The organism is Saccharothrix ecbatanensis, assembly GCF_014205015.1.
GTDB classification, from domain to species: domain Bacteria; phylum Actinomycetota; class Actinomycetes; order Mycobacteriales; family Pseudonocardiaceae; genus Actinosynnema; species Actinosynnema ecbatanense.
In genome coordinates this window covers 6314620-6340159 of the sequence record NZ_JACHMO010000001.1, presented here as the reverse complement: position 1 = coordinate 6340159, position 25540 = coordinate 6314620, and the positions used below count along the sequence as shown (strand labels likewise).

The 25540-nt window shown below is 69.0% G+C and carries 22 protein-coding genes; 12 read left to right on the top strand and 10 right to left on the bottom strand.

What is annotated here, in order from left to right:
* Positions 1-73 precede the first annotated feature (73 nt).
* Genes F4560_RS27035 through F4560_RS27025 form a run of 3 tightly spaced genes read right to left on the bottom strand, consistent with a single transcriptional unit; the run spans position 74 to position 2506 of the window.
* Positions 74-898, bottom strand: coding sequence for a MerR family transcriptional regulator (locus F4560_RS27035; RefSeq protein WP_184924432.1), 825 nt, complete (start codon positions 896-898; stop codon positions 74-76).
* 15 nt (positions 899-913) lie between these two features.
* Complete coding sequence (locus tag F4560_RS27030) at positions 914-1675, bottom strand: ABC transporter permease (RefSeq protein WP_184924429.1); 762 nt, start codon at positions 1673-1675, stop codon at positions 914-916.
* A gap of 9 nt (positions 1676-1684) precedes the next feature.
* Positions 1685-2506: an ABC transporter ATP-binding protein gene (locus F4560_RS27025; RefSeq protein ID WP_184924427.1), complete on the bottom strand. Its 822-nt coding sequence runs from the start codon at positions 2504-2506 to the stop codon at positions 1685-1687.
* Positions 2507-2696: 190 nt separating this feature from the next.
* On the opposite strand from F4560_RS27025, the gene F4560_RS27020 reads away from it, so the two are divergent.
* Together F4560_RS27020 and manA are read left to right on the top strand one after the other, a co-directional pair.
* Positions 2697-3653 (top strand): ROK family protein, encoded by a 957-nt coding sequence (locus F4560_RS27020; protein ID WP_184924425.1) that lies wholly within the window; start codon positions 2697-2699, stop codon positions 3651-3653.
* 9 nt (positions 3654-3662) lie between these two features.
* Complete coding sequence (gene manA / locus F4560_RS27015; RefSeq protein WP_184924423.1) at positions 3663-4766, top strand: mannose-6-phosphate isomerase, class I; 1104 nt, start codon at positions 3663-3665, stop codon at positions 4764-4766.
* Between the two features lie 49 nt (positions 4767-4815).
* Here manA and F4560_RS27010 read toward each other — a convergent pair whose 3' ends face one another.
* Entirely contained in the window at positions 4816-5487 is a 672-nt protein-coding gene (locus F4560_RS27010) for a lytic polysaccharide monooxygenase auxiliary activity family 9 protein (RefSeq protein WP_184924421.1), read from the bottom strand.
* A gap of 621 nt (positions 5488-6108) precedes the next feature.
* On the opposite strand from F4560_RS27010, the gene F4560_RS27005 reads away from it, so the two are divergent.
* On the top strand, positions 6109-8712 hold the full coding sequence (locus F4560_RS27005; protein WP_184924418.1) for a glycoside hydrolase family 3 protein: 2604 nt from the start codon (positions 6109-6111) through the stop codon (positions 8710-8712).
* A 42-nt stretch (positions 8713-8754) separates the two neighbouring features.
* Here the strand turns inward: F4560_RS27005 and F4560_RS27000 are convergent, their stop codons facing one another.
* Together F4560_RS27000 and F4560_RS26995 are read right to left on the bottom strand one after the other, a co-directional pair.
* Entirely contained in the window at positions 8755-9348 is a 594-nt protein-coding gene (locus F4560_RS27000) for an NAD(P)-dependent oxidoreductase (RefSeq protein ID WP_184924416.1), read from the bottom strand.
* Positions 9317-10261, bottom strand: coding sequence for an EamA family transporter (locus F4560_RS26995; RefSeq protein WP_184924414.1), 945 nt, complete (start codon positions 10259-10261; stop codon positions 9317-9319). The genes F4560_RS27000 and F4560_RS26995 overlap by 32 nt, the downstream gene beginning before the upstream one ends.
* A gap of 78 nt (positions 10262-10339) precedes the next feature.
* Here F4560_RS26995 and F4560_RS26990 point away from each other — a divergent pair, with 78 nt between their 5' ends.
* Both F4560_RS26990 and F4560_RS26985 read left to right on the top strand, forming a co-directional pair.
* Entirely contained in the window at positions 10340-10831 is a 492-nt protein-coding gene (locus tag F4560_RS26990) for a MarR family winged helix-turn-helix transcriptional regulator (RefSeq protein ID WP_184924412.1), read from the top strand.
* Between the two features lie 143 nt (positions 10832-10974).
* Positions 10975-13029, top strand: a complete 2055-nt coding sequence (locus tag F4560_RS26985) for a glycosyl hydrolase (protein WP_184924410.1) — start codon at positions 10975-10977, stop codon at positions 13027-13029.
* A 190-nt stretch (positions 13030-13219) separates the two neighbouring features.
* On the opposite strand, the gene F4560_RS26980 is transcribed toward F4560_RS26985, so the two are convergent.
* Both F4560_RS26980 and F4560_RS26975 read right to left on the bottom strand, forming a co-directional pair.
* Positions 13220-14224 carry an alpha/beta fold hydrolase gene (locus tag F4560_RS26980; RefSeq protein ID WP_312869497.1) on the bottom strand — a complete coding sequence of 335 codons (1005 nt, stop codon included), beginning with the start codon at positions 14222-14224 and terminating at the stop codon, positions 13220-13222.
* A gap of 40 nt (positions 14225-14264) precedes the next feature.
* Complete coding sequence (locus F4560_RS26975; protein ID WP_184924408.1) at positions 14265-15575, bottom strand: cytochrome P450; 1311 nt, start codon at positions 15573-15575, stop codon at positions 14265-14267.
* Positions 15576-15814: 239 nt separating this feature from the next.
* Between F4560_RS26975 and F4560_RS26970 the strand changes: the two genes are divergently transcribed.
* The 3 genes from F4560_RS26970 to F4560_RS26960 all read left to right on the top strand — a co-directional run bounded on the left by F4560_RS26970 (position 15815) and on the right by F4560_RS26960 (position 20195).
* Complete coding sequence (locus F4560_RS26970; protein ID WP_376775431.1) at positions 15815-16558, top strand: SAM-dependent methyltransferase; 744 nt, start codon at positions 15815-15817, stop codon at positions 16556-16558.
* A 128-nt stretch (positions 16559-16686) separates the two neighbouring features.
* Complete coding sequence (locus F4560_RS26965; protein ID WP_184924404.1) at positions 16687-18816, top strand: putative bifunctional diguanylate cyclase/phosphodiesterase; 2130 nt, start codon at positions 16687-16689, stop codon at positions 18814-18816.
* A 905-nt stretch (positions 18817-19721) separates the two neighbouring features.
* Positions 19722-20195 carry a DoxX family membrane protein gene (locus F4560_RS26960; RefSeq protein WP_312869868.1) on the top strand — a complete coding sequence of 158 codons (474 nt, stop codon included), beginning with the start codon at positions 19722-19724 and terminating at the stop codon, positions 20193-20195.
* Positions 20196-20320: 125 nt separating this feature from the next.
* On the opposite strand, the gene F4560_RS26955 is transcribed toward F4560_RS26960, so the two are convergent.
* Positions 20321-21076 (bottom strand): TetR/AcrR family transcriptional regulator, encoded by a 756-nt coding sequence (locus F4560_RS26955; protein WP_184924400.1) that lies wholly within the window; start codon positions 21074-21076, stop codon positions 20321-20323.
* Positions 21077-21178: 102 nt separating this feature from the next.
* On the opposite strand from F4560_RS26955, the gene F4560_RS26950 reads away from it, so the two are divergent.
* The 4 genes from F4560_RS26950 to F4560_RS26935 all read left to right on the top strand — a co-directional run bounded on the left by F4560_RS26950 (position 21179) and on the right by F4560_RS26935 (position 24265).
* The gene (locus F4560_RS26950; protein ID WP_184924398.1) at positions 21179-22102 is read left to right on the top strand and encodes an ATP-binding cassette domain-containing protein; all 924 of its coding nucleotides are present in this window, start codon (positions 21179-21181) and stop codon (positions 22100-22102) included.
* A complete protein-coding gene (locus F4560_RS26945; RefSeq protein ID WP_184924396.1) occupies positions 22099-22857 on the top strand; it encodes an ABC transporter permease in 759 nt (252 codons plus the stop codon). Before F4560_RS26950 ends, F4560_RS26945 begins: the two co-directional genes overlap by 4 nt.
* A gap of 81 nt (positions 22858-22938) precedes the next feature.
* Entirely contained in the window at positions 22939-23202 is a 264-nt protein-coding gene (locus tag F4560_RS26940; protein ID WP_184924394.1) for a DUF1905 domain-containing protein, read from the top strand.
* A 13-nt stretch (positions 23203-23215) separates the two neighbouring features.
* The gene (locus tag F4560_RS26935; RefSeq protein WP_184924392.1) at positions 23216-24265 is read left to right on the top strand and encodes an amidohydrolase family protein; all 1050 of its coding nucleotides are present in this window, start codon (positions 23216-23218) and stop codon (positions 24263-24265) included.
* A gap of 93 nt (positions 24266-24358) precedes the next feature.
* Here F4560_RS26935 and F4560_RS26930 read toward each other — a convergent pair whose 3' ends face one another.
* Positions 24359-25528, bottom strand: coding sequence for an IS701 family transposase (locus F4560_RS26930; RefSeq protein WP_184924390.1), 1170 nt, complete (start codon positions 25526-25528; stop codon positions 24359-24361).
* Positions 25529-25540 lie beyond the last annotated feature (12 nt).

The window sequence follows — 25540 nt, the reverse complement described above, 5'->3', positions numbered from 1 at the left end:
CGGGCAGGCATGGCGGGAAGTGCGTCCGCCAAGCCTGCCCGGCTTCGTCCAGCCTATGGCACCCGAACCCATGTCAAATCGGGCCTTGGCGCGTCAGTTCCGGGTCCGAGGTGGGAAGTCCTCCACTGACGGCACGGTCGGCAGGCACTCGCTCGATGCGGGTCCAGCCCTTCCAGCCCCGCTCCTCCAGAATTGCCAACACCCGCTCGGCGCCAGGTGAGAACTCGACCATGACCGAGTCCATCAGGTAGGCGAACTGGTCGTCGATGGCGTCGAGCCCTGTTGCGCCGGCCTCCACAGCGCGAATCGCCAGGCGCTCGAGGATGTCGGCGAACTCGACGATCCGCGGATCGTCGACCGACCAGTCGAGTGGCCCGCGGATGAGGCTGTAGAGCTTCACCATGTCGGGGTCTTCCAGATCCGCGTGCTTCTGGGCGATCACGGAGTCGATCAGGTCCGGCGCGTTGGCGGCGACCATGATCCAGGCGTCCCGCTCCAGCTCGATGTACCACTCCTCGACACCGAGACCCCGCAGGCGGTCGAGGTAGTCCACGACGCATTGAGGGAGCGCCAGGTTCGTTCCGTCGGCAAGCCTGGCGAGCCGTTTGCGGGTGCCCTCCAGGCGTTGGATCCTGGCGCGCAGTTCCCTGTCGATCTCCTGCACGCCATCGGCGAACTCCACCGGGTCGGCGTCGAGGAGTTCCTGCACCCGGGCCAGCGGCACGCCGGCATCCGCCAGGGTGTGGATCCGGATCAGTCGCACGACCGCCGCGGCGTCGTAGATCCGGTACCCGGAGTGGTCGCGCTCGGGCTCGGGCAGCAGCCCGATCTTGTGGTAGTGGCGTACAGCCCGCACCGTCACCCCGGCGTACGCCGACAGTCGGCTGATGGTGAGCATGGGTCTCAGGGTGCCTCAGGCAATCTTCCGGCGATAGGCGACCATCGCGAAAACGTACGCCACTACGAGGATGCCGACGCACCACGCGAGTGCGACCCACACGTCGTCACGGACCGGCTGGCGGGCGAGCAGGCCGCGGAGCGTGTTGACGATCGACGTCACCGGCTGGTGCTCGGCGAACCAGCGCACCGGGCCGGGCATGGTCTCCGTCGGCACGAACGCCGAGCTGATGAACGGCAGGAAGACGAGCGGGTAGGAGAACGCGCCCGCGCCCTCGACCGACGTCGCGGAGAGTCCCGGGATCACAGCGATCCAGGTCAGCGCCAGCGTGAACAGGAGCAGGACGCCGACGACCGCGAGCCATTCCACCACCCCGGCCCCTGAGCGGAAGCCCATGAGCAGGGCGACGCCCACGACGATCACGAGCGAGATCAGGTTGGCGACCAGGGAGGTGATGACATGTGCCCACAGAACGCCCGACCGTGCGATCGGCATGGCCTGGAACCGCTCGAAGATCCCGCTCTTCATGTCCATGAACAGTCGGAACGCGGTGTAGGAGATGCCCGACGCGATCGTGATGAGCAGAATGCCGGGCAGCATGTAGTCGATGTACTGGGCCCGACCGGTGTCGATCGCGCCGCCGAACACGTAGACGAACATCAGCATCATGGCGATCGGCGTGATGACCGTCGTGATGATGGTGTCGATGCTGCGGGTGACATGGCGCAGGGTCCGTCCGGTGAGCACGCCGGTGTCGCCGAAGAAGTACGTGGTCATCCTTGTTCCCTAGTCGTTCGTGCCGATGGCGCCGTGCTTGTCGTCGCCGATGAGCGCGAGGAAGATCTCCTCCAGGGTCGGCTGCTTCTCGACGTACTCGACGTTGGCGGGCGGGAGGAGCTGCTTGAGTTCGGCGAGGGTGCCGTTCACGATGATCCGACCCTTGTGCAGGATCGCGATCCGGTCGGCCAGCTGTTCGGCCTCGTCCAGGTGCTGCGTGGTGAGCAGCACCGTCGTGCCGTGGCCGGCGAGTTGCTTGACCGTGTGCCACACCTCGATGCGCGCCTCGGGGTCGAGCCCGGCCGTCGGCTCGTCGAGGAAGATCACCGGCGAGTTCCCGATGAGGCTCATCGCGATGTCCAGGCGGCGGCGCATGCCACCCGAGTACGTCGACACCCTCCGGGTGGCCGCGTCGGTCAGCGAGAAACGATCGAGCAGGTCATCCGCGATCGCGCCCGGGTCCTTGAGGTGCCGCAACCTGGCGACCAGGACGAGGTTCTCCCGGCCGCTGAGGATTTCGTCGACGGCCGCGAACTGCCCGGTGAGGCTGATGGACTCCCGCACGTTCGCCGGTTGCGTGGCGACGTCGAAGCCGTTCACGCCGGCCGTGCCCGCATCAGCCTTCAGGAGCGTGGCGAGTATTCGGACGGTCGTGGTCTTGCCCGAGCCGTTGGAGCCGAGGAGCGCGAAAATGGTGCCCCGCGCCACGTCGAAGTCCACGCCGCGCAGTACCTCGGTCGTCCCGTACGCCTTCTCAAGACCTTGCACGCGAATCGCCGGACCGGCAGGCGTTCGGGCCGTTGACCGGGTCCCCGTTTTCTCGATGAACATGGGCATCTGCCTCCTTCGTGGAGTTCTTCCCGTCGGCGGTGGAAGCTCCTGCCGGGAGGATGGAGGGTTGACCCGGCGTCAAGGTCAAGCCAGGGCCGGCCTCCGGGCAACGGCTTCCCGGGTCTCCGGCCCAGGTCCAGGTCGTCAACAGGACTTGACGAAACTTTGATTAACCGCTTAACTAAGTCCCATGGGCCAAGCACTCGACCCGGTCGCGGTCGCCATTGACATCGGTGGCACGAAGCTCGCGGCGGCGTTGGTCGAGTCGGACGGCTCGGTCCTCGCCCGCCGGACGACGCCTACGCCGGTTGGGGACGGTGAAACTGTGTGGCGAGGGCTCGCGGGGGTGTTGGACGAGCTGTTGGGGCTGGTGTCAGGTCGCGCTGTGTTGGGTGCGGGCATCGCTTCGGCCGCCCCCATGGACTTGCGTGACGGCACGATCAGTCCGGTGAACATTCCCGGCTGGCGTGATTTTCCGATCACGGCCCGCGTGGGTGATCTGCTGCCCGGTCTACCGGTTCGTCTTGGGGGCGACGCGCTCTGCATGGCCCTGGCCGAGTACCACCACGGCAACGGGCAGGGCAGTGAATGCCTGCTCGGCATGGTGGTCTCCACCGGTATCGGCGGTGGGTTCGTGTTCGGCGGACGGCCGCACTTCGGCGCCACTGGCAACGCCGGCCACGTCGGCCACTTCGTCGTCGACCCGGCCGGTCCCCTTTGCGGTTGCGGTGCGAACGGCTGCTCCGAAGCCATCGCCAGTGGCCCTTCGATGGTGCGTTGGGCGCTGGAACAGGGCTGGCAACCACTCGGTGGCACGGCGGACGGTGTCGCGCTTGCCGCCGCCGCACGGGCGGGCGATCCGACTGCGGAGGCCGCTTTCGGGCGTTCCGGTGCGGCGGTGGCGCAGGTCATCACGGTGGCCTCCGCTCTGTGCGAGATCGACCGGGTGGTGATCGGCGGCGGTGTGGCGCAGGCCTGGGACCTGCTCGAACCCGCCATCACCGAACCGCTCGCGGACTACGCCGGACTGGAGTTCATCCGCCGGGTCGACGTGTGCCCGGCGACGTTGGGCGTCGACTCGGGTCTGATCGGCGCAGCGGCACTGCTCGCGGCTGAACGGGTCCCGTCCGTGCCCGTGGGAATCTGAGGAATCACCGTGCGCAAGCTGGAGACCATCGTCCGCGAGTACCACTGGGGTTCACGGACCGCGCTCGCCGAGATGCGCGGCGAACCGTCGCCTAGCCCGGTGCCGCAGGCCGAACTGTGGGTCGGCGCGCACCCGGACGACCCGTCCCGGCTGACCGGCTGCGACGTGCCGCTGAACGCCTACCTCGCGGCGAACCCGGCCGGGCTGCTCGGGCCGGACAGCCTGGCCGCGTTCGGCCCACGACTGCCGTTCCTGCTCAAGGTGCTGGCTGTGGACGCGCCGCTGTCCTTGCAGGTCCACCCGAACCGGGAACAGGCCCTCGTCGGGTTCGCCGAGCAGGGCTACCGGGACGACCGGGCCAAGCCGGAAATCCTGCTGGCGCTGACGGAGTTCGAGACGATGTCCGGCTTCCGCCGTCCCGCCGACACGGTGGCGTTGCTGGACGAACTGGGCCTGCCGGCTCTGGCGCCGATGCGGGCCGAACTCACGGTCTGCGACACGTGGGGCGCACTGCGCTGGGCGTTGCACGCCGCTGACGCCGCGCTGGTCTCAGAGGTGGCCGAAGCGGCGGCGCGAGTGCCCGACCTCGCGCACATCGTGGAACTGGCGAAGGTCTACCCGACGGACGCGGGCGTGGTGGCGGCGTTGCTGCTCAACGCGGTGAAGTTGCGGCCAGGTCAGGCGGTGTACGTCGGGGCGGGGATTCTGCACGCGCACTTGCGCGGCACTGGTGTCGAGTTGATGGTCAACTCCGACAACGTCCTGCGCGCGGGCCTGACCACCAAGCCGGTGGACGTGCACGCGGTGCTGTCGTTGGTGGATCACCGGTCCGGTCCCGCTGACGTCCTCGACGGCGAGGGCGACGGTCCACTGAGGACCTATCGCACGCCGGACCCGGAGTTCCGCTTGCACTCCGTGCGGGGCGGTGCGGTTCTGGCTGGTGGTGGACCGCAACTTCTCTTGTGCGCCAAGGGTTCTGTTGTGGTCAGTCGTGGTGGTGAAGAGGTTCGGTTGGGTGGCGGTGAGTCGATGTTCCTGCCGCACAGCGAGAACGCGGCCGAGGTAAGCGGTGGTGGTGAGGCGTTTTGGGCCACCACGAATCTCGGAGGGTGAGCACACGGGTGCGGCGGGCGCTTTAGCCGCACCCGTGTGCTGCTTGTTATTACTGGAAGTTCACGTCACTGCACAGGTAGTAGGCCTGGTCCATGTGGCTGGCCTGCCAGATCGTGAACACCACGTGGCGACCGGTGCGGCTGCCCGCGTTCACCTGCGCCTGGTAGTTGCCCGTGGTCGGGTAACGGCCGGTCGACGTGACCAGCTCCAGGTCGCTCCAGCGCAGCGGCGTGGTCGCCGTGTTGACGCCCTGGCGCGTGATGTAGATGCGGAGGTAGTCCGCGCCGTGCCGCGCCTGGTCCGAGATCGTGAGGGTGAACTGGCGGGGCTTGGTGGCGGTGTTCCACGCGCCCACGGTGTCGAGCGCCCGGTACCGGCCGCTCTCGGCCAGGCCGCCGCTGCACAGCTGGCCGTTCGGGAGGGCGCCCTGGTGGTTGCCACCGACGCCGTTGCGGTACAGGCCGTTCCAGTTCCACATCGCGTTCGCGTCGGCCTTCCAGGCCTGGGCGCACATCGGGTCCGTCTGACCCATGTTCGGGTTCAGGTGGTCGCTGCCCCAGCGCTGCCAACAGCCGTAGTTGCGCGACGGCGGGTCGGTGACCGAACCGTGCGCGCTGGCGACGCTTGTCGCCCCCACCAGAGCCACGATGCTGGCGGCGAGGACCGCCAGGACCGAGGCGAAGACGCCGATTACCGTACGGAGACCGCGTCTGAAGGTCATCTGCTGTCCTCCACGTTGAGGATTACCGACTACGGACTGGGAGCGCTCCCAGACCTCAAGGTAGCGAACCGGGCACAATCTGTGAACCCCGTATCTCCACGAAGCTCTTACGCGGCGCTTGTGCGTCCGAACAGCTCAACCCGTTACGCCACAAGCGCGTGTCGAACGTTCAGGTCCCGCGAGTTCCACGTTCGCGTACGCCGCGGCCTGTGGCCACAGGGTGCGAACGACAAGGGCCGCCGCCGGCGTGGTGGTCTCATCGTTGAGACCCCCGGCCGGCGACGGCCCTTGCACCCGTAACGCCCGCCGCCGTGCGTTACGCGGTCTTGCGGCAGTCGATCTGGGAGCGTTCCCAGATCGGAACGTAACGCAGCGGACATCAATCTGGCAAGCGCTTTCCGGTCCACGCGTACGGGTTTTCGCCCGCCCGCGCAGTCGGAGTCCTCTGTGGATAGATCAACACGGGCGGTTGGCCCATTTGCGGCCGGTACCGGGACGAGAGGTCGGGACCGTAACTCCTACCTGCGAGGAAGCGCTCCCACAGGCTATTGACCACGGCCGGTCGGGTAGCGAGGATCGGGCGCGACACAGCCGTCGCAGTGAAGACGAACGGAACCGCCGATGTCCCGCAGAACCTTGAGCGCCGCGCTGGCCGCGGTGCTCGCCGCCGGCCTCATCACCGGAGGCGTCGCCGCCTCCCAGGAGTCCGCCCAGCCCGTCATCGGTGCGCCGAACACCGACCACGGCTGCGCCCGGATCGAGGACGAGCTGCCGGAACTGGCCGACTGGCCGAAGGTCGAGAGCCGGGTCAAGTCGAACCCGGCCGACGAGCGGCGGGTCGCGGACATCCTCGCCGGCATGACGTTGGCCGAGAAGGTCGGCCAGATGACCCAGCCGGAGATCGGCGCGATCACCCCGGACGAGGTGCGCGAGCACGGCATCGGCTCGGTGCTCAACGGCGGCGGCTCGTGGCCGAACCGGGACAAGCACGCCGCGCCCGCCGCGTGGCTGGGCCTGGCGGACGCCTATTGGGACGCGTCCAAGACCAGCCGCACGCAGGTGCCGGTGCTCTGGGGCATCGACGCCGTGCACGGCAACAACAACGTCTACGGCACGACGGTCTTCCCGCACAACATCGGCCTCGGCGCGGCGCACGACCCGTGCCTGATCCGGGACGTCGGCAAGGCGACCGCCCGGCAGATCCGCGCCACCGGCCAGGACTGGGCGTTCGCGCCGACGCTGGCCGTGCCGCTGGACGACCGGTGGGGCCGCACGTACGAGGGCTTCTCCGAGGACCCGCGGATCACCCGGGCCTACGGCTACGAGGCCGTCGTGGGTCTCCAGGGCAAGGGCCGCGACCGGGTGGGCGTGCTCGCCACCGCGAAGCACTTCATCGGTGACGGCGGCACGATCGGCGGCAAGGACCAGGGCGTCAACCCGGCCACCGAAGCCGAGATGATCAACGTGCACGGCCAGGGCTACTACGGGGCGCTGGCGGCCGGCGCGCAGACCGTGATGGTGTCGTTCAACAGCTGGACCAACGAGGAGCAGGGCATCAACGAGGGCAAGCTGCACGGCAGCAAGCTCGCGGTGAACGACATCCTCAAGGACAAGATGGGCTTCGACGGCCTGGTGGTGTCGGACTGGAACGGCATCGGCCAGGTCGCCGGCTGCACCAACGCGAGCTGCCCGCAGGCGATCAACGCGGGCATCGACGTCGTGATGGTGCCGAACGAGTGGAAGGCGTTCATCGCCAACACGGTCGCGCAGGTCGAGGGCGGCCAGATCCCGATGGCGCGGATCGACGACGCGGTGACCCGCATCCTGCGCGTGAAGCTCCGCTCGGGTGTGCTGGACGGCGTGAAGCCGTCGGAGCGCGAGCACGCCGGTTCGGCCGACGCGTTGGAGGCGCGCAAGCTGGCCCGCGAGGCGGTGCGCAAGTCGCAGGTGCTCCTCAAGAACGACAACCGGGTGCTGCCGCTCGCGCCGAAGTCGAAGGTCCTGGTCGTCGGCAAGAGCGCGGACAGCATGCAGAACCAGACCGGCGGCTGGACGCTGAGCTGGCAGGGCACCGGCAACACCAACGCCGACTTCCCCAACGGCACCACCGTCCTCGGCGGTCTGCGTGAAGCGCTGGGCACGGACAACGTGGTGTTCAGCGAGACCGGTGACGTCGACCCGGCCGGGTTCGACGCGGTCGTCGCGGTGATCGGCGAGACCCCGTACGCGGAGGGCGTCGGCGACATCGGCAAGCGCTCGCTGGAGGCCGCGAAGCTGTACCCGAACGACCTCGCCGTGCTGGACAAGGTCAGCGGCAAGGGCGCGCCGGTCGTCACGGTGTACGTGTCCGGGCGTCCGCTGCACGTCAACAAGGAGCTGAACCGCTCGGACGCGTTCGTGGCGGCGTGGTTGCCCGGCACCGAGGGCGGCGGCGTGGCGGACCTGCTGGTGCGGGGCAAGCACACCAAGACCGGCTTCACCGGCAAGCTGTCGTTCTCGTGGCCGCGCAGCGCCTGCCAGACCCCGGTGAACGCGGACGGCGACCCGCTGTTCAAGCCGGGCTACGGCCTGAGCAACGACCAGACCGGCGACGTCGGTCAGCTGGACGAGACGGCGCCGGAGTTCGGCTGCTCCGGCGGCGGTGGCGGCGGCACGGCGACCGAGGACCTGGAGATCCACGTGCGGACGGACGTCGCGCCGTACCGCAGCGCCATCGGCTCACCGGAGAACTGGGGCGGCACCGAGCTGGGCGCCGACGGCGAGGCCTCGCACAGCGAGATCAACGTCGTGCCGGCGGACGTGAACGTGCAGGGTGACGCGATGAAGACGACGTGGACCGGCGCCGGTCCGGGTCAGGTCTACGCGCAGAACCCGGCCGGTGGCACCGACCTGCGCGGCTACCTCAACGCCAACGCGGCGCTGGTGTTCGACGTGATCGTGCACCAGGCCCCGACCTCTCGGACCGTGGTGAGCACGCACTGCCAGTACCCGTGCTTCGCCGAGGTCAACGCGACCGGGGTGTTCAACGGGCTGCCGACGGGCGTGAAGTCGACGGTGAAGATCCCGATCTCGTGCTTCGCGGCGGGCGGGTTGGACCTGGAGAACGTCAACACGCCGTTCCTGGTGTACACGGACGCTCCGTTCCAGGCTTCGTTCGCGAACGTGCGGTGGGTGCCGAAGGCGGCGGCCGATCCGGACGCCAAGACGTGCGCCGAGTTGAGCTGATCTTGTCGGAAGGGGCGGGCCCGCATAGGCCCGCCCCTTTTGCTAGTACCCGACCGTGAAGCGCTTTCGTTGGTGCTTGGGGGTTTCGGCCTCGTCCAGCAGCGCCACCGCCAGGTCCTCGACCGAGATCGTGGAACCGACCTGCTCGTCACCGCCGACCCGGAACACGCCGGTCCGCTCACCGGGCTCCAACAACGCCGGCGGGCTGAGGTAGGTCCAGTCGGCGACGGGATCGGCCAGGTACACCGCCAACTGCTCGGCGCACGCCCGCGCGATGGGCTTCAGCTCGTCCGGGAAGTCGGGCGCTTCCTCGACCGTGTGCCCGGCGGGGGTGACGAGGGTGGCCGCCCCGCCCACGGCCAGCAGTCGCGCCCCGGTCTCGGCGACCCCCGCGAGCAACGCCTTGGTGGCTTCGACCAGCTCCCCCTCCTGCCCGTCCGCCGGGCGGGTCGCGCTGATGACCAGGTCACGACCCGCGCTGAGCCGCACCACGTCCGCGACGAGCCTCGCGTCACCGACCTCGCTGTCCGGACCGGGCCTGCGGCTGACGGGCGTGACGTCGTGGCCGCGCCGCCGTGCCTCCTCGACCACCCGGCGGCCGACGCTACCGAAGGCTCCGAACACGGTGATCCGCATGGTTTTCCCCCTTCTGCTCCAGTGTTTTTCCCTGGGCGACTGTTGGCTGAGCGACTTTCCTCTGAGCGACTTTCCTCTGGGCGACTTTCCTTTGGGCGGCGACGAGCGCGCCGAGCACGACGGCCGCGCCGAGCACCTGCCAAGCGGTCAGCCCCTGGTCGAGCGCGAGCCAGCCGACGAGCGTGGCGACGACCGGGCTCAGCAGTCCGAGGAACGTGACCTGGGTGGCCTGCAACAGCCGGATCCCGCGGAACCACAGGGCGTACGTGAGCGCGCCGCCGATGATCCCCAGGTAGGCGAAGCCGCCGAGGTTCGTCGCCGTGAGCGCCGGCGGCAGGCCTTCGAACAGCAGCGTCACCGGCAGCAGCACCACACCGCCCGCCACGAGCTGCCACCCCGTGACGGCCAGCAGCGGCGCGGGCGTGGTCCAGCGCTTGCTCAGCACGACGCCGGTCGCCATCGCCACCGCGCCGCCGAGCGCCGCCGCCACCCCCACCGCGTCCAGCTGTGCGTCGGCCCGCAGCACCAGCAGCGCGACGCCGACGATGCCCGCGATCGCGGCGAGCGCCGTGCGCGTCGTCATCCGCTGACCGAGCAACACCGTCGCCAACCCGGCCACCACCAACGGCTGCACCGCGCCGACGGTCGCCGCGACACCGCCCGGCAGCCGGTACGCGGCCAGGAACAGCAGCGGCAGGAACACGCCGATGTTGAGCGAGCCGAGCACCAGCGACCGCCACCACCAGTCGCCGCGAGGCAGCTGCCGCGTGACCGCGACCAGCAACAACCCGGCCGGCAACGCCCGCAGCAGCCCGGCCAGCAGCGGTCGGTCCGGCGGCAGGTACTCGGTGGTGACGAAGTAGGTCGTGCCCCAGACGGCGGGGGCGAGCGCGGTCACCCATTTGCTTAGCACTAAGACAAAGTAGCTCACCGCTAAGGTATCTCGCCAGAGTGTCGTGCCGGTGACTTACCTCACCGCTAAGCTAGTTCGATGGCAGATCACGTCGACCTGGTCCTCGGTCAGTGGCACGCGCAGCGCCCCGACCTCGACGTCTCCCCGATGGCGGTGATCGGCAGGCTCAGCCGGCTGGCCCGACTGGTGGACGGCGAGCTGAACAAGACGTTCGCCGAGCACGGGTTGGACCGGGCGTCGTTCGACGTGCTGGCCACTTTGCGCCGCAGCGCACCGCCGCACCGGCTGACCCCGACCGAGCTGATGCGGTCGTCGATGGTCACCTCGGGGGCGGTCACGCAGCGGCTCGACCGGCTCGAAGCGCGCGGGCTCGTCGTCCGGACGCCGAACGAGCACGACGGGCGTGGGGTGGTCGTGGCCCTGACGGACGAGGGTCGGGAGCTGATCGACCGGACCCTGCCCGCTCACCTCGCCACGGAGAACCGGCTGCTCAGCGCGTTGACGAAGAAGGAGCGGGCGGCGTTGGCGGCGACGTTGAAGCAGGTGCTGGAGTCGCTCGGCGACGCGTGAGCTTGTCCTGTCGAGACGGTCGGCGGACAAGCTCGGACAAGTTTCTTCACTTACGAAACTTACGCAGCTAGGGTGCGTTTCCAGCGAGTGCCGCTCAACACCTCGGCGGAGCCGAGAATCCGACAGGCGAGAGGTCGGTAGTCATGAGGAAACGTTCACCAGCCAGACGGGGGACCGTCGCGGTCGTCGTCGCAGCCCTGCTGGGCGCCGGTGCGGTCGGTGCTTCGGCCGCGCCCGCCGAGGCCGAGTTCGCCGACGGCAAGGCGAAGCGGGAGACGGTCCGGATCTCCGACCCGGACGCCACCCCCGAGACCAGGTCCCTGTACTCCTACCTGCGCGAGCAGCAGGGCAAGGGCGTGCTGTTCGGCCACCAGCAGACGACCGAGTTCGGCGTCACCTGGGACGAGTTCACCGAGACCGACGGGCTGAAGTCCGACGTCAAGGCGGGCGTCGGCGACCACCCGGCGATGTTCGGCTGGGACACCGGCCACCTCGGCTACGGCTCGTCGCCCGGCGACCCGGCGCCGGAGGAGAACTTCCAGGCCACGGTCAAGCTGATCGAGACCGCGCACAACGAGATCGGCGGCGTGCACACGCTCGCGTCGCACATGGACAACTTCGTCACCGGCGGCAGCTTCTACGACACCAACGGCGATGTCGTCACCCGCATCCTGCCCGGCGGCGACCACAACGCGCAGTTCAACGCCTACCTGGACCGGGTCGCCCGGCTCGCGCACGAGGCCGACGACGTCAACGGCAACCCGATCCCGATGATCTACCGGCCGTTCCACGAGAACAGCGGCTCGTGGTTCTGGTGGGGCGCGGCGCACGCGTCACCGGCGAAGTACGTCGAGCTGTTCCGGTACACGGTCGAGTACCTGCGTGACGTGAAGGACGTGCACAACTTCCTGTACGCGTACTCGCCGGGCGGCGGCTACGGCGGCGTGGACGACGTCTACATGCGGACGTACCCGGGTGACAACTACATCGACGTGTTCGGCATCGACAGCTACGACGGCAGCAACGGGTCGCAGCAGTTCCTGGACGGCATCGTCGCGGACCTCGGCATGATCGCCCGCATCGCGGCGGAGAAGGGGAAGGTGTCGGCGTTCACCGAGTACGGGATCAGCGGCGCGCTGAAGCCCAACGGGCAGAACGGGAACCTGAGCTGGTTCACCACGATGTTCAACGCCATCAAGGCGGACCCGTGGGCCAGTCGCAGCGCGTTCATGCTGACGTGGGTGAACTTCGGCACCGAGCAGTTCTTCCTGCCGTACCCGGCGACCGCGACCGAGCCGGAGCACGAGTTGCTGCCGGACCTGAAGCGGCTGCACGCGGATCCGTTCGCGGTGTTCAGCCAGGCTTTGGACCTCGGGAACGTGTACGGGCGCAAGGTTCGGGCCGAGGCGCACGGGCCGTTCATGCACATCGTGTCGCCGACGGACGGCGAGCGCGTCGTCACGCCGACCACGACGGTCCGCGTGCGGCTGCTCGACGCCAAGGCCAAGTCCGTCTACTTCACCGTGGGTGACGACCCGGCCAGGCACCGGCTGACGCTGGACCGCCGTTCGGGTTACTACACCGGCACGTGGGACATCGGCGCGGAGAACCTGACCAACAAGGTCACGCAGCTGAAGGTGACCGCGTCGACCGGTGAGCCACTGGTGGTGTCGAACCGGGTGATCCTGGGCGCGAAGCCGCCGTTGGCGCCGGGTGTGGTGGACGACTTCGAGGGTCACGTGGACGACACCGCGTTGGCTGCGGAGTACAGCCCGTACGGGACGAACACGATCTCGTTGGCGGCGGAGAACGGTGGCAAGGCGCTGAAGTTCGACTACGACTTCAGCTTCCAGACGTACACCGGGATCGGAAAGCGCGTCGAGGGCGACTGGTCGGCGTACAGCGGGTTGTCGGTGTGGCTGAAGGGTGACGGGTCGAACCACAAGCTGGTGTTGCAGCTGAACGCCGGTGGGGTGGCTTACGAGGCTTACCCGTCGCTCGCCGGGACGACCGGCGGGGTGGTCACGATCCCGTTCGCGGACTGGCGTCCGGCGCCTTGGGACACCGGGAACGCGCACAGGCGGATCACGCCGGAGGACCTGAAGAACCTGTCCCAGTTCAACATCTTCATCAACCAGGTCGAAGCCAACCCCGTAGTCAGCGGCACCTTCTACCTGGACAACATCCGCGCCGCCTAACCCTCCCCCCACCGCCCGCGTGAGTCCTACGTTCAGAACGCGCGAGTCGTACCTTCAGGACCACCGTGTCCTACGTTTGGGACCCCTGAATTCAACGCTCAGAACAAACGATCTTGTACTGAGCGTTGAACTCGGGGGTTCCGAACGTAGGACTCACGGGTCCTGAACGTAGGACTCACGGGGGGTGGGGTTAGAGGGTTTGGGTCCAGGTGGCTACGGCGCGGTGGTAGTCGGGGGCGTTGGGGGCGTAGTTGATCGAGTGGCCGTAGCCGTCCAGGACGTACGTGTGCAGGCGGGCGGCGGGGGAGAAGAACGGGGACTCGGACGCACGCAGCGCCTCCGCGGACGTGCAGTCACTGCCCAGCGGTGGGCCGCAGAAGTGGGTGTCGTCGCCGACGACGATCATCACCGGCACGTCGACCAAGCGGGTGAACGGGATGACCACGTTGTTCAGCGTGACCGTGTCCACCGCCTCCGACGCCGCGAACACGTCCTTGGTCGCCTCGTCGAGCCTGATCGCCTCCGCCACCGCACGCCCCGGCGCGTGGAAAGCGCCATAACGCTTGCCCGCCGCGGTCGTCAGGTAACCCAAGTCCAGCCCGTACCCCCGCAGCTGCGGGTCGAGCGCCGCCGGGATCATGCCTGCCAGCACGGGCGCCACGGTGAGGAAGTTCATCCGGTGCGTGAACCCGGTGACCAGCACCCCGTCCACGTCCTGGTGCACACCGGCCTCGATCAACGCCATGGCCGACCCGATCGAGTGCCCACCGACGATCACCTTGTCGAACCGCGGCCGGATCGTCCGGATCACCTGGTGCACCGCGTTCGCCTGCGTGGACGCCGTCACCAACGCGCTCAACGGCCGTGAACTGCGCCCCGTGCCGAGCCGGTCGACGGCGAGCGTGGCGATGCCCGCGTGGTTCATCGCCTGCCGGTACGACCGGGTCGCCGGCGCGTACGAGATGTCCCAGTACGAGCTGTTGTACGTGCCGCCGGGAATCAACACCTGAACGGTGGACGCGCCCACCGGCGTGCACAGCGTGCCGTGCATGGACTGCTGCGTGCCGAACACCGTCACGGGCACGCGGAGTTGCTCACACGTGACGGGTGCGGCGCTCGCCGGGGTGGCTGGCAGGAGACCCGCCACCGCGACGAGCAGTGCGACAGCACCCAACCGGAAACGCGACCAACGCACGACTGAACAACCTCCTGTGTGTGAGCCGCTGAGATCCGCGTTAGCGGGGAACGGCTGTCATGAGCAGACCGCTGGGGTAGGCGGCGGACGTGAACTTGGTGCGCACGGGTTTGCCGGGCACAGGGACGAGCCGCCACCGCGAGAGCACGGTGGCCAGGGTGATCACGACCTCGGTCTGGGCGAACACGTTGCCCATGCACTGCCGCGTGCCGGCCCCGAACGGGACGAACGCGCCGCGAGGCACGTCGGCGGAAGAGGTCCACCGGTCCGGGTCGAACTGGTGCGGCTCGGGGAAGGACGCCGGGTCGTGGTGCAGCGCGTGCGGACTCACGATCACCTCGGCGCCCGCCGGTAACTCCACCCCGCCCAGGTCGACGGGCGCGGTGCTCCGGCGCATCAGGATCCACACCGGGTACATCCGCAGCACCTCGTTGACCACCGCCGCCGTGTACGTCAACTTCGGCACGTCCGCGAAAGTGACCGGACGCCCGCCCAGCACCTCGTCGATCTCGGCGACAACCCGCTCCTCGACGTCCGGGTGCTCGGCGATCTCGTGGAACGCCCAGGCCAGCGCCAACGCCGTGGTCTCGATCCCCGCCGTGAGCAGGGTCAGCACCTCGTCGTACAGCTGCCGGTCGGTCATGCTCGCGCCGGTGTCGTCCTGTGCCAGCAACAACTTCGACAACAGGTCACCGTGGTCCTCAGCGTCCGCCCGCCGGCTCGCGATGACCTCCAGCACGATCGCGCGCATCCGTGCGATGGCCCGGTCGAACTCCCGGTTCCCCGGCAGCGGCAGCCGTTCAACGAACGACGGCGACAACGCCCGCACCATGCCCTGCTTGATCACCACGAAGATCGACCGCCGAACCTCGGCTACCGCCCGCTGCCCCAACTCCGCGGAGAACAACGCATCGCCGACGACCGTGACCGCCAGGCCCTGCATGTCGTCCTCGACCACCCGGACCTCGCCGGGAGCCCACGACGACGTCAACGCGGCGGCGGCGCGCGCCATCGTCCGCGCGTACCCGTCGATGCGGTCACGGTGGAACGCGGGCTGCATCATCCGCCGCTGCCGCAGGTGGAACGCGCCGTTGGAGAGCATCACACCGTTGCCGAGATACGGTTGGAACTTGTCGAACATCGCACCTTTGCGGAAAAGCGCGCCGTCGGTGACCAGCACTTGGTGCGCGAGTCGGGGACTGGTCACGAAATGCGTCTCCATCGGGCCGAGATCGACACGTACCACATCACCGTGATCGCGCAGTGATGAGGTGAACTCGTGCCGCCGGCGCACCATCTCCAGGGTGTGCCCGAGAAACGGCAGGCGGCCAGGAGCCACCGGGACACCCATACCTGCTCCCGTCGGTGGCCGAAAGGGACGGCCCACAATAGGACTCGGTCGGTTGACATAGACAGGCCCGATCGGGTGGGTTGGTGTCACACTGATGGTTCAGTGATCACGCGTTCGGCCGATCGGTACTCTCATCGGTTCGAGAAAGTGGAGAGGTGTCCGCAGAGATGACCCAAAGCCAATGGATTCCATCGGGCGTGGATGTTTCCGTGCCGAGCATGGCGCGCACCTACGACTACATGTTGGGTGGCGGGCACAACTTCGCGGTCGACCGCGCCGTCGGCGAGCAGATCGAGACCGCCATGCCCGGACTCCGCAACGCGGCCCGCGTCAACCGCAAGTTCCTCGGCCGCGTGGTCCGGTACATGGCGGGCCAGGGCGTGCGGCAGTTCCTCGACATCGGCTCCGGCATCCCGACCGTCGGCAACGTGCACGAGGTCGCCCAGGCCGAGGCACCCGAGTGCCGCGTCCTCTACGTCGACCGTGATCCCGTGGCGGTGGCGCACAGCGAGTTGATGCTGGTCGGGAACGACAACGCGGCCGTCGTGCAGGCCGACATGCGTGACCCGGAGGCGATCCTGGGCAGCGACGAGGCGCGTCGGCTGCTGGACTTCGACCAGCCCGTCGGCCTGCTCATGCTGCTGATGCTGCACTGGGTGCCGGACGAGTCGGACCCGCTGGGGCTGCTGGCCCGGTACCGGGACGCGCTGGCGCCCGGCAGCTTCCTGGCGATCACCCACGTCACCGGGGACCACCAGGGCGAGAACCTGACCGAGGCGACCGACGTGATCAAGCGGAGCAAAAGCCCTGATCAGGTGAACCTGCGTTCCCATGCCGAGGTGACGCGGTTGTTCGACGGCTTCGGACTGGTCGAACCGGGACTGGTCGGCTGCGGTGAGTGGCACCCCGCCGGACCTGCCGATATCGCCTCCGAACCGGGGATGAACATGCTGGTCTACGCGGGGGTCGGGCGAAAGTCCTGAATACATGACGGAAAGTCACCCGTGCCGATTCCGATTCACACCAGCGGTTCACACGTCCGGTCGAGTGTTGGCCAGTGGGGGGTGGGTAAGCTTCCGCCGATCCTCTATATCGGAGCAGGGCAACGGGAATGCCGTACCCCAGTCGAAGACCAGAGGCCACGCCACCACCCGGTCGTGGTCGGGAACTCCTTGCGCGGAAGTGGTCGTACCTGCTCAGCGGCGCCGTAGTCGTTCCGCTGACGAGGGACGAACTCGACCGCGAATTGAGCGACCGGTTGGACGAGCTGTGCGCGGTGCTGCACGCCGAGCCTTCCGCCGGTTCGGGGGCGGAGCGGGCGGTCGAGCGGCTCGGTGAACGGCTGGTCGGGCTCGGGTACGTAGGCGAGGACGGCCTGCGCGTCACCGCCGAGGTGCTCGGGAAGGGGCTTCTCGCGCTGCCCGAGTTCCAGCCCGTCGAGCGTTACGCGTCGCGGATCGTGTCCGCGTTGGGGTCGTTGGCGTGCGGGTTCCTGGCGGCCGGCAGGCGTGCGGTGTTCGAGCAGCAGGAGTCGATGCAGCTGTCGATGCTGAAGGCGGTCCGCGACGCGCAGTGGAACCTGAAGGAGAGCGAGGCGCGGTTCGAGGAGGTCGCCACTTCGTCGTCCAGCGGGATCCTGGTGGTGGACCTGGACGGGAAGCTGGTGCGGGCGAACGCGGCGATCGGCGACATCCTCGGGTACACGACGGAGGAGCTGACGGGCTTCGCGCTGCTGGACCTGGTGCACCCGGATTCGGTGAAGGTGCTGGGTCGGGCGTTGCAGGCGTTGGTCGAGGGCGGTCAGGAACGGGTCCGGCAGCCGCAGCGGTTGCTGCGCAAGGACGGCGACGTCGCGCGGATCTCGTTGACGGTGTCGTTGCTGCGCGGGGCGGACGACCAGCCGGGGCACTTCGTGGCCGTGATCGAGGACGGCACCGAGCTGATGCTGTTGCAGTCGGAGCTGAACCGGCAGGCGCTGCACGACGTGTCGACCGGGTTGCCGAACCGGCAGTACTTCAGCACGTACCTGGAGAGTGCGCTGCGGCGGGCGGATCCGGTGCGCGGGGTGACGTTGTTCCACCTTGACGTGGACGCGTTCGGGATGGTGTGCAACAGCCTCGGGCGGCGGACCGGCGAGCGGCTGCTGGTGCACGTGGCGCAGCGGTTGAAGGCCGTTATGGCGCGGGAGAAGGCGATGATCGCCCGGTTCGAGGGTGACGAGTTCGGCATCCTGGTGGAGAACGCGGTCGGCACGCCGGATGTCGGGACGATCGTCGCCGAGATCAACCGGGAGCTGGCGGAGCCGGTGTACTTCGACGACTGCGGGCTGGCCGTGTCGGTGAGCGTGGGCGTGGTGCGTCGGCCGCCGGCCGAGTGGGAGCCGGCGAACGTGATGCGTGCGGCGGAGCAGGCGTTGCGGCGGGCGAAGTCGCGTCGGCGCGGGCAGTGGGAGTTGTTCCACCACGGGCAGGATGCGAGTGATCGGCGGGTGGACGCGCTGGCCGTGGCCATGCCGGGGGCTTGGGAGCACGGGGAGATCGGCGTGCGGTACCAGCCGGTGGTGGGGTTGGCCGGGCGTGCGTTGGCGGGGGTTGCGGCGCGGTTGCACTGGGATCGTGGTGAAGGGTCGCTGGATCACGCCGGTTGCGTCGGGTTGGCGGAGCGGACGGGGCTGATCCTGCCGTTGGGCGAGTGGCGGTTGGCGACGGCTTGCGGTCAGGTGGGTTGGTGGGGTGCGTCCGGGTTCGCGGTGCCGTTGCACGTGGGGTTGACCAGGCATCAGTCGTGCGACGGTGACCTGGTCCGGCGGGTGCGGCGGGTGTTGGACGACACGGGGTTGGCGGCGTCGCGGCTCGTGGTGGGGATGCCGGTGGCGGTGTTGGCGGAGTCGGACGCCGTGGACAACTTGACGGTGTTGGCCGAGCTGGGGGTCGGGGTTTCGTTGGAGGAGTTCGGGTTGGGGCCGGACGACTTGGCGGCGGCGTCGGAGTTGCGGGTCGGGTCGGTGCGGGTGGCGTCGCGGTTGGTGGGGCGGCAGGCGCGGGGTGAGGCGGAGTACTTGGCCGGGTTGGTGGAGTTGGTGCGGGCGGCGGGGGTGCGGGTTTTGGTGGATGGGGTGGAGACGGAGGAGCAGGCGGAGTGGTGGCGTGCGGCGGGTGCGGTGGCTGCCATGGGGAGCCTTTTCGGGGCGCCGGTGGCGGCGGGCGAGTTTTCTACGGGTTTGCCGGACACGATTGGGTGATCATCGGCCGAAAATGTACGGAAACACTGTTCCCGTACCTCGGTTGAGAGAAGCGGACCGCCGAAACCCGACCCCCACGACCACCCACCCCCACTGCCCACCCGCCGTGGCCACCCGCACCCCATGGCCACCGCCGCCACCACCCGCACGGCCGCCGCCGCCACCACCCGCACGGCCGCCGCCGCCACCACCCGCACGGCCGCCGCCACTGCCGCCGCCACCGCCGCCGCCACCACCCGCACGGCCACCGCCGCCACCACCCCGACCGGCGACCCATGCCCCGGACTGCGCCCACGCCCCGGACCCCGAGTCATGCATCCGCGCCTTGGACCCAGCCACGCCCTGGACCGCGACCCGGACCCCGCCCCCACACCCTGGACCGCGCCCTGGGATACACATTCCGATCCCGCGCCTGGCTTAGGTGTGACCCGCGCCTGGCAGTCGCGCCGGGCAGTCGCGAGTCGCGCCGGGCATGGCTGTCTGAGTGTCGCCCTACCCGCCTGACTCATTGGCACTTTCACACTGCCGCGCCGCGCGACTCGCGACGCCCGGGTGGAGGACTCACGTTGCCCAAGCGACGAGCCTCGCAAGCCCGGACTGGAGGGCGCGCGGTGTGGAGGGCTTGCGAAGTGGGTGGGGATCGCGGGGTGGGGCGCGGGTTGGGGTGGGTCGCGGGTCGCGGGTCGCGGGTGGTGGGTTGGGGGTGGTGGGTTGGGGGGGCGGGTTGGGGGGGTGAGCGGGTGAGCGGGGGCGGGTAGTTGTGGCCGGCTGGAATCGGGTCTTCACATTGTGTTTCCTTACCGTTACAGTTCTGGGAGCGCTCCCAGTCCTGTTCCGGTCAGCGTGGACACGAAACGGACCGACCTCCTGTGCGGGTCGACGTGGTCCCGCTCGCGAAGGAAGTGATGTGGATGATCGAGTTCTCGTCCCGTCTGGATGCGCCTGTGAATGCGTTGCGGGCGTTGAGCATTCCCCTCCTGCGAGGGTCGCTTGGCGTGGTCTTCGTGTGGTTCGGCGCCCTTAAGGTCACCGGCACCACGCCGGTCGGCGAACTGGTCGCCGGAACTGTTCCCTGGCTCGAACCGCGATCTTTCGTGTTCGCACTCGGACTAGTGGAAGTGGCGTTGGGTGTCGCCCTGATGGTGGGTCGCCGGTTGCGCTGGGTAGCGCTGATCGTCGTGCTCCACCTGTGCGGCACGCTCTTGACGCTCGTCGTGCAGCCGTCCGTCGCGTTCCAGACGGGCAACCCGCTGCTCCTCACCATCACCGGCGAGTTCCTGGTCAAGAACCTGGTCCTGATCACCGCCGGCCTGGCGATCATGTCGGCCGACGCACCCGTGCGGCAGCGGGTGTCGCAGACCGGCTCCGCCCGGCGGTGATCCTGCGGTGCTGCGGGGTCCCGACCGGCCCCGCAGCACCATCAGGTCACCGCAGCACCCAGGTCACCACGGCACCAGGTCACCACGGCACCAGGTCACCACGACACCAGGTCACCGCAGCACCATCAGGTCACGTCAGCCCGGCGGGCCAGGTAGGCGGCTATGCCGTCCAGGTACAGGTTCAGGCCGAAACGGAAGTCGGCCTCCACCTCGACCTCGTCGTAGAGCGTGTCGAAGTCGAACACGCCGGCAGCCACCACCCGCCCTAGCGCCGGCAACTTCCGCGGGTCCACCACCAGTCGCAACGCCTGCGAGTACGCCCGGCCGAACGCCTCCGGGTTGTCCCGGAAGCTCTCCGCCAACTCCGCCGTCAACCGAATCTCGCCGTGCACGAACGTCAGCAGCCCCATCACCACGCCGACCTTCTCCGCCTCTTCCAACGAAGTATCGGCCAGAGCACCCAACGCGGAGTCGAACCACGCCAGGTTCCGCGGCCCTATCGGCGGCCCGTCCAGCGGGATCGAGGCGTACCAAGGGTGTTCGCGCAGCGTCGCCAACACGCTGTTCGCCCACAACGTCAACCCGTCGCGCCACTCGATGTCCGCGGGCATCTCCGGCGGGTCGTTCAACGCCGCGTCGGACATCAGCTTGAGCAGCTCGTCCTTGCTGTTCACGTGCCGGTAGAGCGCCATCGTCGAGTTGCCCAGCTGCTTCGCCACCCTGGCCATCGACACGGCACCCAGCCCTTCGGTGTCGGCGACCTCGATCGCGGCCCGGGTGATGTCGGGCACCGAGAGCGCCGGTTTCCGGCCACGTCGCGCCGGCTCACGCAGCCCCCAGAGCAGCGCGATCTCCGTTGGCAGGCCGTTCTCGTCGGTCATCCTCACCCTCTCGTCACCGCAGGCGGTCAGTCTAGGGCTTCCGAAATTAACTGCGTATGAGCTACGCTCTTTAGCGTACCGCATACACATAAGGGGGCGGCGATGATCGTTGAGGCGAGTGGCCTGCGCAAGGCGTACGGGTCGACCGCGGTGCTGGACGGGATAGACCTGGAGGTCGCCGAGGGGTCGGTCTTCGCGTTGCTGGGTCCCAACGGCGCCGGCAAGACCACCACCATCCGCATCCTGTCCACGCTGACCAAGCCGGACGCGGGGAAGCTGCGGGTGGCCGGGTACGACGTGGTGCGCGAGGCCGCCAAGGTGCGCGGCGTGATCAGCCTGACCGGCCAGTACGCCGCCGTGGACGACGAGCAGACCGGCCGGGAGAACCTGGTCATGGTCGGTCGCCTGATGCACCTCGGCCGACCGAAGGCGAGGGACCGCGCGGGCGAACTGCTGGAGCGGTTCGACCTGGTCGACGCCGCCGACCGCCGGGTCAAGACGTACTCCGGCGGCATGAGGCGCCGGCTCGACCTGGCGATGAGCCTCGTCGCCGCCCCCAAGGTGATCTTCCTGGACGAGCCGACCACCGGCCTCGACCCGTCCAGCCGCAACACCATGTGGGACGCCATCCGCGACCTGGTCCGCACCGGCACCACGATCTTCCTCACCACCCAGTACCTGGAGGAGGCCGACCGGCTCGCGGACCGGATCATGGTGCTGGACAACGGAAAGGTCGCCGCCTACGGCACCGCGGACGCGCTCAAGGCCAAGGTCGGCGGAGACCGGCTGGACCTCCGCTTCACGTCCGCCGCCGCGCTCGGCGTCGCGGCCACCAGGCTCGGCGGCTTCACGGACCCGGAACGGCTCGTGCTCAGCGTCCCGTCCGACGGCACCGCCACGCACCTGCACTTCGTGCTGGACGACCTGCGCACCGCGAACGTCGTGCCCGCACAGGTCTCCTCGCACCGCCCGACCCTCGACGACGTCTTCCTCGCCCTGACCGCCCGTGAAGGAGTGCCCGCATGAGCTACGCGATCGCGGACTCGATGACCATGATCGGCCGCAGCATCCGGCTCGGCCGGCGCAACGCGGAAACGCTGGTCATGTCCATCGTCCTGCCGCTGATGATGATGGCCCTGTTCGTATACGTCTTCGGCGGCGCCATCGAGACCGGCACCGCTTACATCAACTACGTGGTGCCCGGGATCATCCTGCTGTGCACGGGTTACGGCGCCGCGTCCACCGCGATGGCCGTCGCGAACGACATGAACAGCGGCATGATCGACCGCCTGCGGTCCATGCCGATCCGCAGCTTCGCCGTGCTGACCGGTCACGTGACGGCGAGCGTCGCGCGCAACACCATGTCCACCACGATCGTGGTCTGCGCGGCGATCGCCATGGGCTTCCGCCCGTCCGCGTCACTGGTGGAGTGGCTCGCGGCGGCCGGGTTGCTGCTGCTCTACGTGCTGGCGCTGTCGTGGCTGGCGGCGGGTCTCGGCGCGATGGCGAAGTCGGTCGAGGCGGCCAGCTCGATGAGCTTCTTCATGCTGTTCCTGCCGTATCTGAGCAGCGCGTTCGTGCCCACGGAGACCATGCCGTCGTTCCTGCAGGGGATCAGCGAGCACCAGCCGATCACGCCGGTGATCGAGACCGTGCGCGGCCTGCTCACCGGAACGCCGATCGGTGACAAGGGCTGGATCGCGCTGGCGTGGTCGGTCGGCCTGCTGATCGTGTCGTTCGTCATCGCCACCGCCCTCTACCGGCGGCGGATCACCGACTGAACCCGGTCGTCCACCCCGATCGGCCAACGTGGACAGCGGCGGCGGACGGGAAATGTCGGTGGGCGGTGGGATCGTGTCGGCGTGCACACGGTGACGGGTGAGGTGCGGCGGTTCGACGGGCCGGGTGGGTGGTACTACGTCGACGTGCCGGAGGACGTCGTCGAGGGGTTCATGGAGCGGCGAGGGCTCGTGCCGGTGGTGGCGCGCGTCGGTGTCACCGAGTGGCGGACGTCGTTGCTGCCCAAGGGGGACGGCACCAAGTTCCTCGCGCTGAAGGCCGCGGTGCGGAAGGCTAAGGAGCTGGACGAGGGCGACGAGGTGACCGTGCTCCTCGGCCCACCGTGACCGGAGGTGTTTGGTGGTTGTTCGGGTTCGTGGCCGTGCGCTCCCGCACGGCGAGTACGTCGATCTCTACGCCGACGGCGACCGGTGGACTACGGACCCGGTGCGGAACGTGGAGGCGGTGGTCGAGGGGTGGTTGCTGCCCGGACTGGTGGACGCGCACACCCACCCTGGCGTCGAGGTGCCGGGTGAGCCGCTTGACGACCTGATGCTGCGCGACCACCTCCGGCAGCACGTCGACGCGGGTGTGACGGCGATCCGGTCACCCGGGCTGGCCGGTGAGCCGCCGGACTGGTTCGGCGCCGACCCCGACCTGCCGAGGGCGTGGCACGCGGGGCCTTGGCTGGCGCAGCACGGGCAGTTCTTCGACGGCTGGGGTCGCCGGGTCGACCACGACGAGATGGCCGCCGTCGCCTCCGCGCAGGCCGTTCGCACCGGGTGGGTGAAGATCATCGGGGACTGGAGTTCGGCGGGTGTGCCGGTGCCGGTCGACGTGCTGACCGGCGTGGTGGACGCGGTCCACGCGGTGGGTGGGCGGGTCGCGGTGCACACGCAGCAGGCCGGTGGTGGCGCGGCGGCAGTGGCCGCCGGGGTCGACTCGGTGGAGCACGGGATGTTGCTGGAGCCCGAGCTGCTCACCCGCATGGCCGAGCAGGGCACGGCGCTGACGCCGACGTTGCACGGCCTCCAACAGGTGCTGCCGGAAGTGCTCCGCCGGGACGACAGCCCTGGTAAACGGTGGTTCGTCGAAGGCGCGCGGGTGCATGCGTCGCTGGTCGCCGCGGCGGCCGAGGCCGGTGTCCGGGTGCTGGCGGGCACGGATTCGCTGCCGCACGGGCGGATCATGGACGAGGTACGCGCCCTGGCCGCCGCGGGGATGCGACCGCACGACGCCCTGGCCGCCGCCTCCTGGGACGCGCGCGCCTACCTCGGGCTGCCCGGCCTGGAACCGGGAGCGCCGGCGGACGCCGTCGTCTACGCCGAGGACCCGCGGACGGACCTGGACCAGCTCGACCACCCGATCGCGGTGGTCCTGCGCGGTCGGCTCGTGCGTGGCGGCCACTGACGAATGGCCCGCGAGGGCGGCGTGTTCACCAGAAGGGCCTAAAGGAAGGACTGGCACACCGAAGGACCCCCAGCCCTTCGGTGTGCCCCCACGTCACGCGATCCGGAGCGCGGAGTTGGGTTCGCGGGCCAGTTCCAGCGCGGTGTGCGCGGCCATGGCGAGGGTGATGTGCCGGTACCAGCCACGCCAGCTGCGCACCTCGTAGTGGCCAAGGCCGATCTCCTCCTTCGCCCGCTTGCAGTACGCGCCCGAGGACTGCATCAGGGAGATGATCGGGGTGATCTCCGCCAACGGCGTCCGCTGCCTCAGATAGCAAGCGAAGTACGACCGTGGCCCGGTGTTCTGGTTGGAGGGCGAGGCGATCAGGTAAGAACTCTCGAACCCCGCCGGCGCGTCGCCGTCCAGCTTGACCTTGTGCAGGATCCCGCTCTTGTAGGCGCAGGTCTCCTGGCCGTTGTTCGCTGCCGGGTGCCGACGGTCGAAGTCGCCGAGTCGGTGGTGGTCCGCCGCTCTCTGCACGTCGGCCGGCCGTAAAGCGACGTCGTCGGCGTAGTGCTGCGCCTGTCTCGCCTCGCCCGCGGTGATCGCGATGAGGTGGGGGACCTGCTTGTAGCGCAACCACTTCTGGAGCTTCAGCTTGTCGTTGCAGAAGACGGACGAGATGACGAAGTCCGGCTGGATGCCCGCCTCGAACGCCCGGCGGACCATGATGCCGCCGATGGCGGACTTGGTGCGGTAGCTGTAGTCCTCGGGGATGCCGGCCTGCGCGCACCGCTGCGCGTCGTCGGCCCAGCTCTTCGGCACGTACAGCTCCCGGTCGATCAGGAACACCCGTCCCTGCGCCGTGATGTGGAACAGCAGGAGCCCGATCTGGCACTTCTCGGCCCGCATCGTCTCGGGGCTGTACTGGCGCTCCACCGCGACCGCGTTGCGACCCTTCTTGGGGAACGCGACCTCGGCCAGGTACAGGATCCCGCCGGTGCTCCCTCCATAGTGGACGGCGATGCCGCGCAGCTCGTCGCGCACCTGCGCCTCGCTCCACTGGGCGCTGGTCAGCAGCCGCTGGACGCCGTCCGCGCGCTGTTCACCCGAGTAGTTGCCGAGACCGTCCCTGCTCCGCAACCCCGAGGCGTGCGCCCGGGGTAAGTCGGTCAGGTAGGTCCACGCCCGCCGGCGCGGTTCGGCGCGGCTGAAGTTCACCGATATGCGGTCGTACACGATCTTGAGCCATTGTTCGTACTGGTTCTTGGCTATGGTCGGCATTGGCGGCGGTCC

Excerpts from the sequence above, each read along its gene's own strand:
- F4560_RS26955 (WP_184924400.1), bottom strand. The coding sequence starts at position 21,076 with ATGACCGACGAGAACGGCCTGCCAACGGAGATCGCGCTGCTCTGGGGG.
- F4560_RS26970 (WP_376775431.1), top strand. The coding sequence starts at position 15,815 with ATGTTGGGTGGCGGGCACAACTTCGCGGTCGACCGCGCCGTCGGCGAG.
- F4560_RS26990 (WP_184924412.1), top strand. The coding sequence starts at position 10,340 with ATGGCAGATCACGTCGACCTGGTCCTCGGTCAGTGGCACGCGCAGCGC.
- F4560_RS27000 (WP_184924416.1), bottom strand. The coding sequence starts at position 9,348 with ATGCGGATCACCGTGTTCGGAGCCTTCGGTAGCGTCGGCCGCCGGGTG.
- F4560_RS26975 (WP_184924408.1), bottom strand. The coding sequence starts at position 15,575 with ATGGGTGTCCCGGTGGCTCCTGGCCGCCTGCCGTTTCTCGGGCACACC.
- F4560_RS26960 (WP_312869868.1), top strand. The coding sequence starts at position 19,722 with ATGTGGATGATCGAGTTCTCGTCCCGTCTGGATGCGCCTGTGAATGCG.
- F4560_RS27020 (WP_184924425.1), top strand. The coding sequence starts at position 2,697 with ATGGGCCAAGCACTCGACCCGGTCGCGGTCGCCATTGACATCGGTGGC.
- F4560_RS27025 (WP_184924427.1), bottom strand. The coding sequence starts at position 2,506 with ATGTTCATCGAGAAAACGGGGACCCGGTCAACGGCCCGAACGCCTGCC.
- F4560_RS27030 (WP_184924429.1), bottom strand. The coding sequence starts at position 1,675 with ATGACCACGTACTTCTTCGGCGACACCGGCGTGCTCACCGGACGGACC.
- F4560_RS27005 (WP_184924418.1), top strand. The coding sequence starts at position 6,109 with ATGTCCCGCAGAACCTTGAGCGCCGCGCTGGCCGCGGTGCTCGCCGCC.
- F4560_RS26965 (WP_184924404.1), top strand. The coding sequence starts at position 16,687 with ATGCCGTACCCCAGTCGAAGACCAGAGGCCACGCCACCACCCGGTCGT.
- F4560_RS26945 (WP_184924396.1), top strand. The coding sequence starts at position 22,099 with ATGAGCTACGCGATCGCGGACTCGATGACCATGATCGGCCGCAGCATC.
- F4560_RS27010 (WP_184924421.1), bottom strand. The coding sequence starts at position 5,487 with ATGACCTTCAGACGCGGTCTCCGTACGGTAATCGGCGTCTTCGCCTCG.
- F4560_RS26985 (WP_184924410.1), top strand. The coding sequence starts at position 10,975 with ATGAGGAAACGTTCACCAGCCAGACGGGGGACCGTCGCGGTCGTCGTC.
- F4560_RS27035 (WP_184924432.1), bottom strand. The coding sequence starts at position 898 with ATGCTCACCATCAGCCGACTGTCGGCGTACGCCGGGGTGACGGTGCGG.
- F4560_RS26930 (WP_184924390.1), bottom strand. The coding sequence starts at position 25,528 with ATGCCGACCATAGCCAAGAACCAGTACGAACAATGGCTCAAGATCGTG.
- F4560_RS26950 (WP_184924398.1), top strand. The coding sequence starts at position 21,179 with ATGATCGTTGAGGCGAGTGGCCTGCGCAAGGCGTACGGGTCGACCGCG.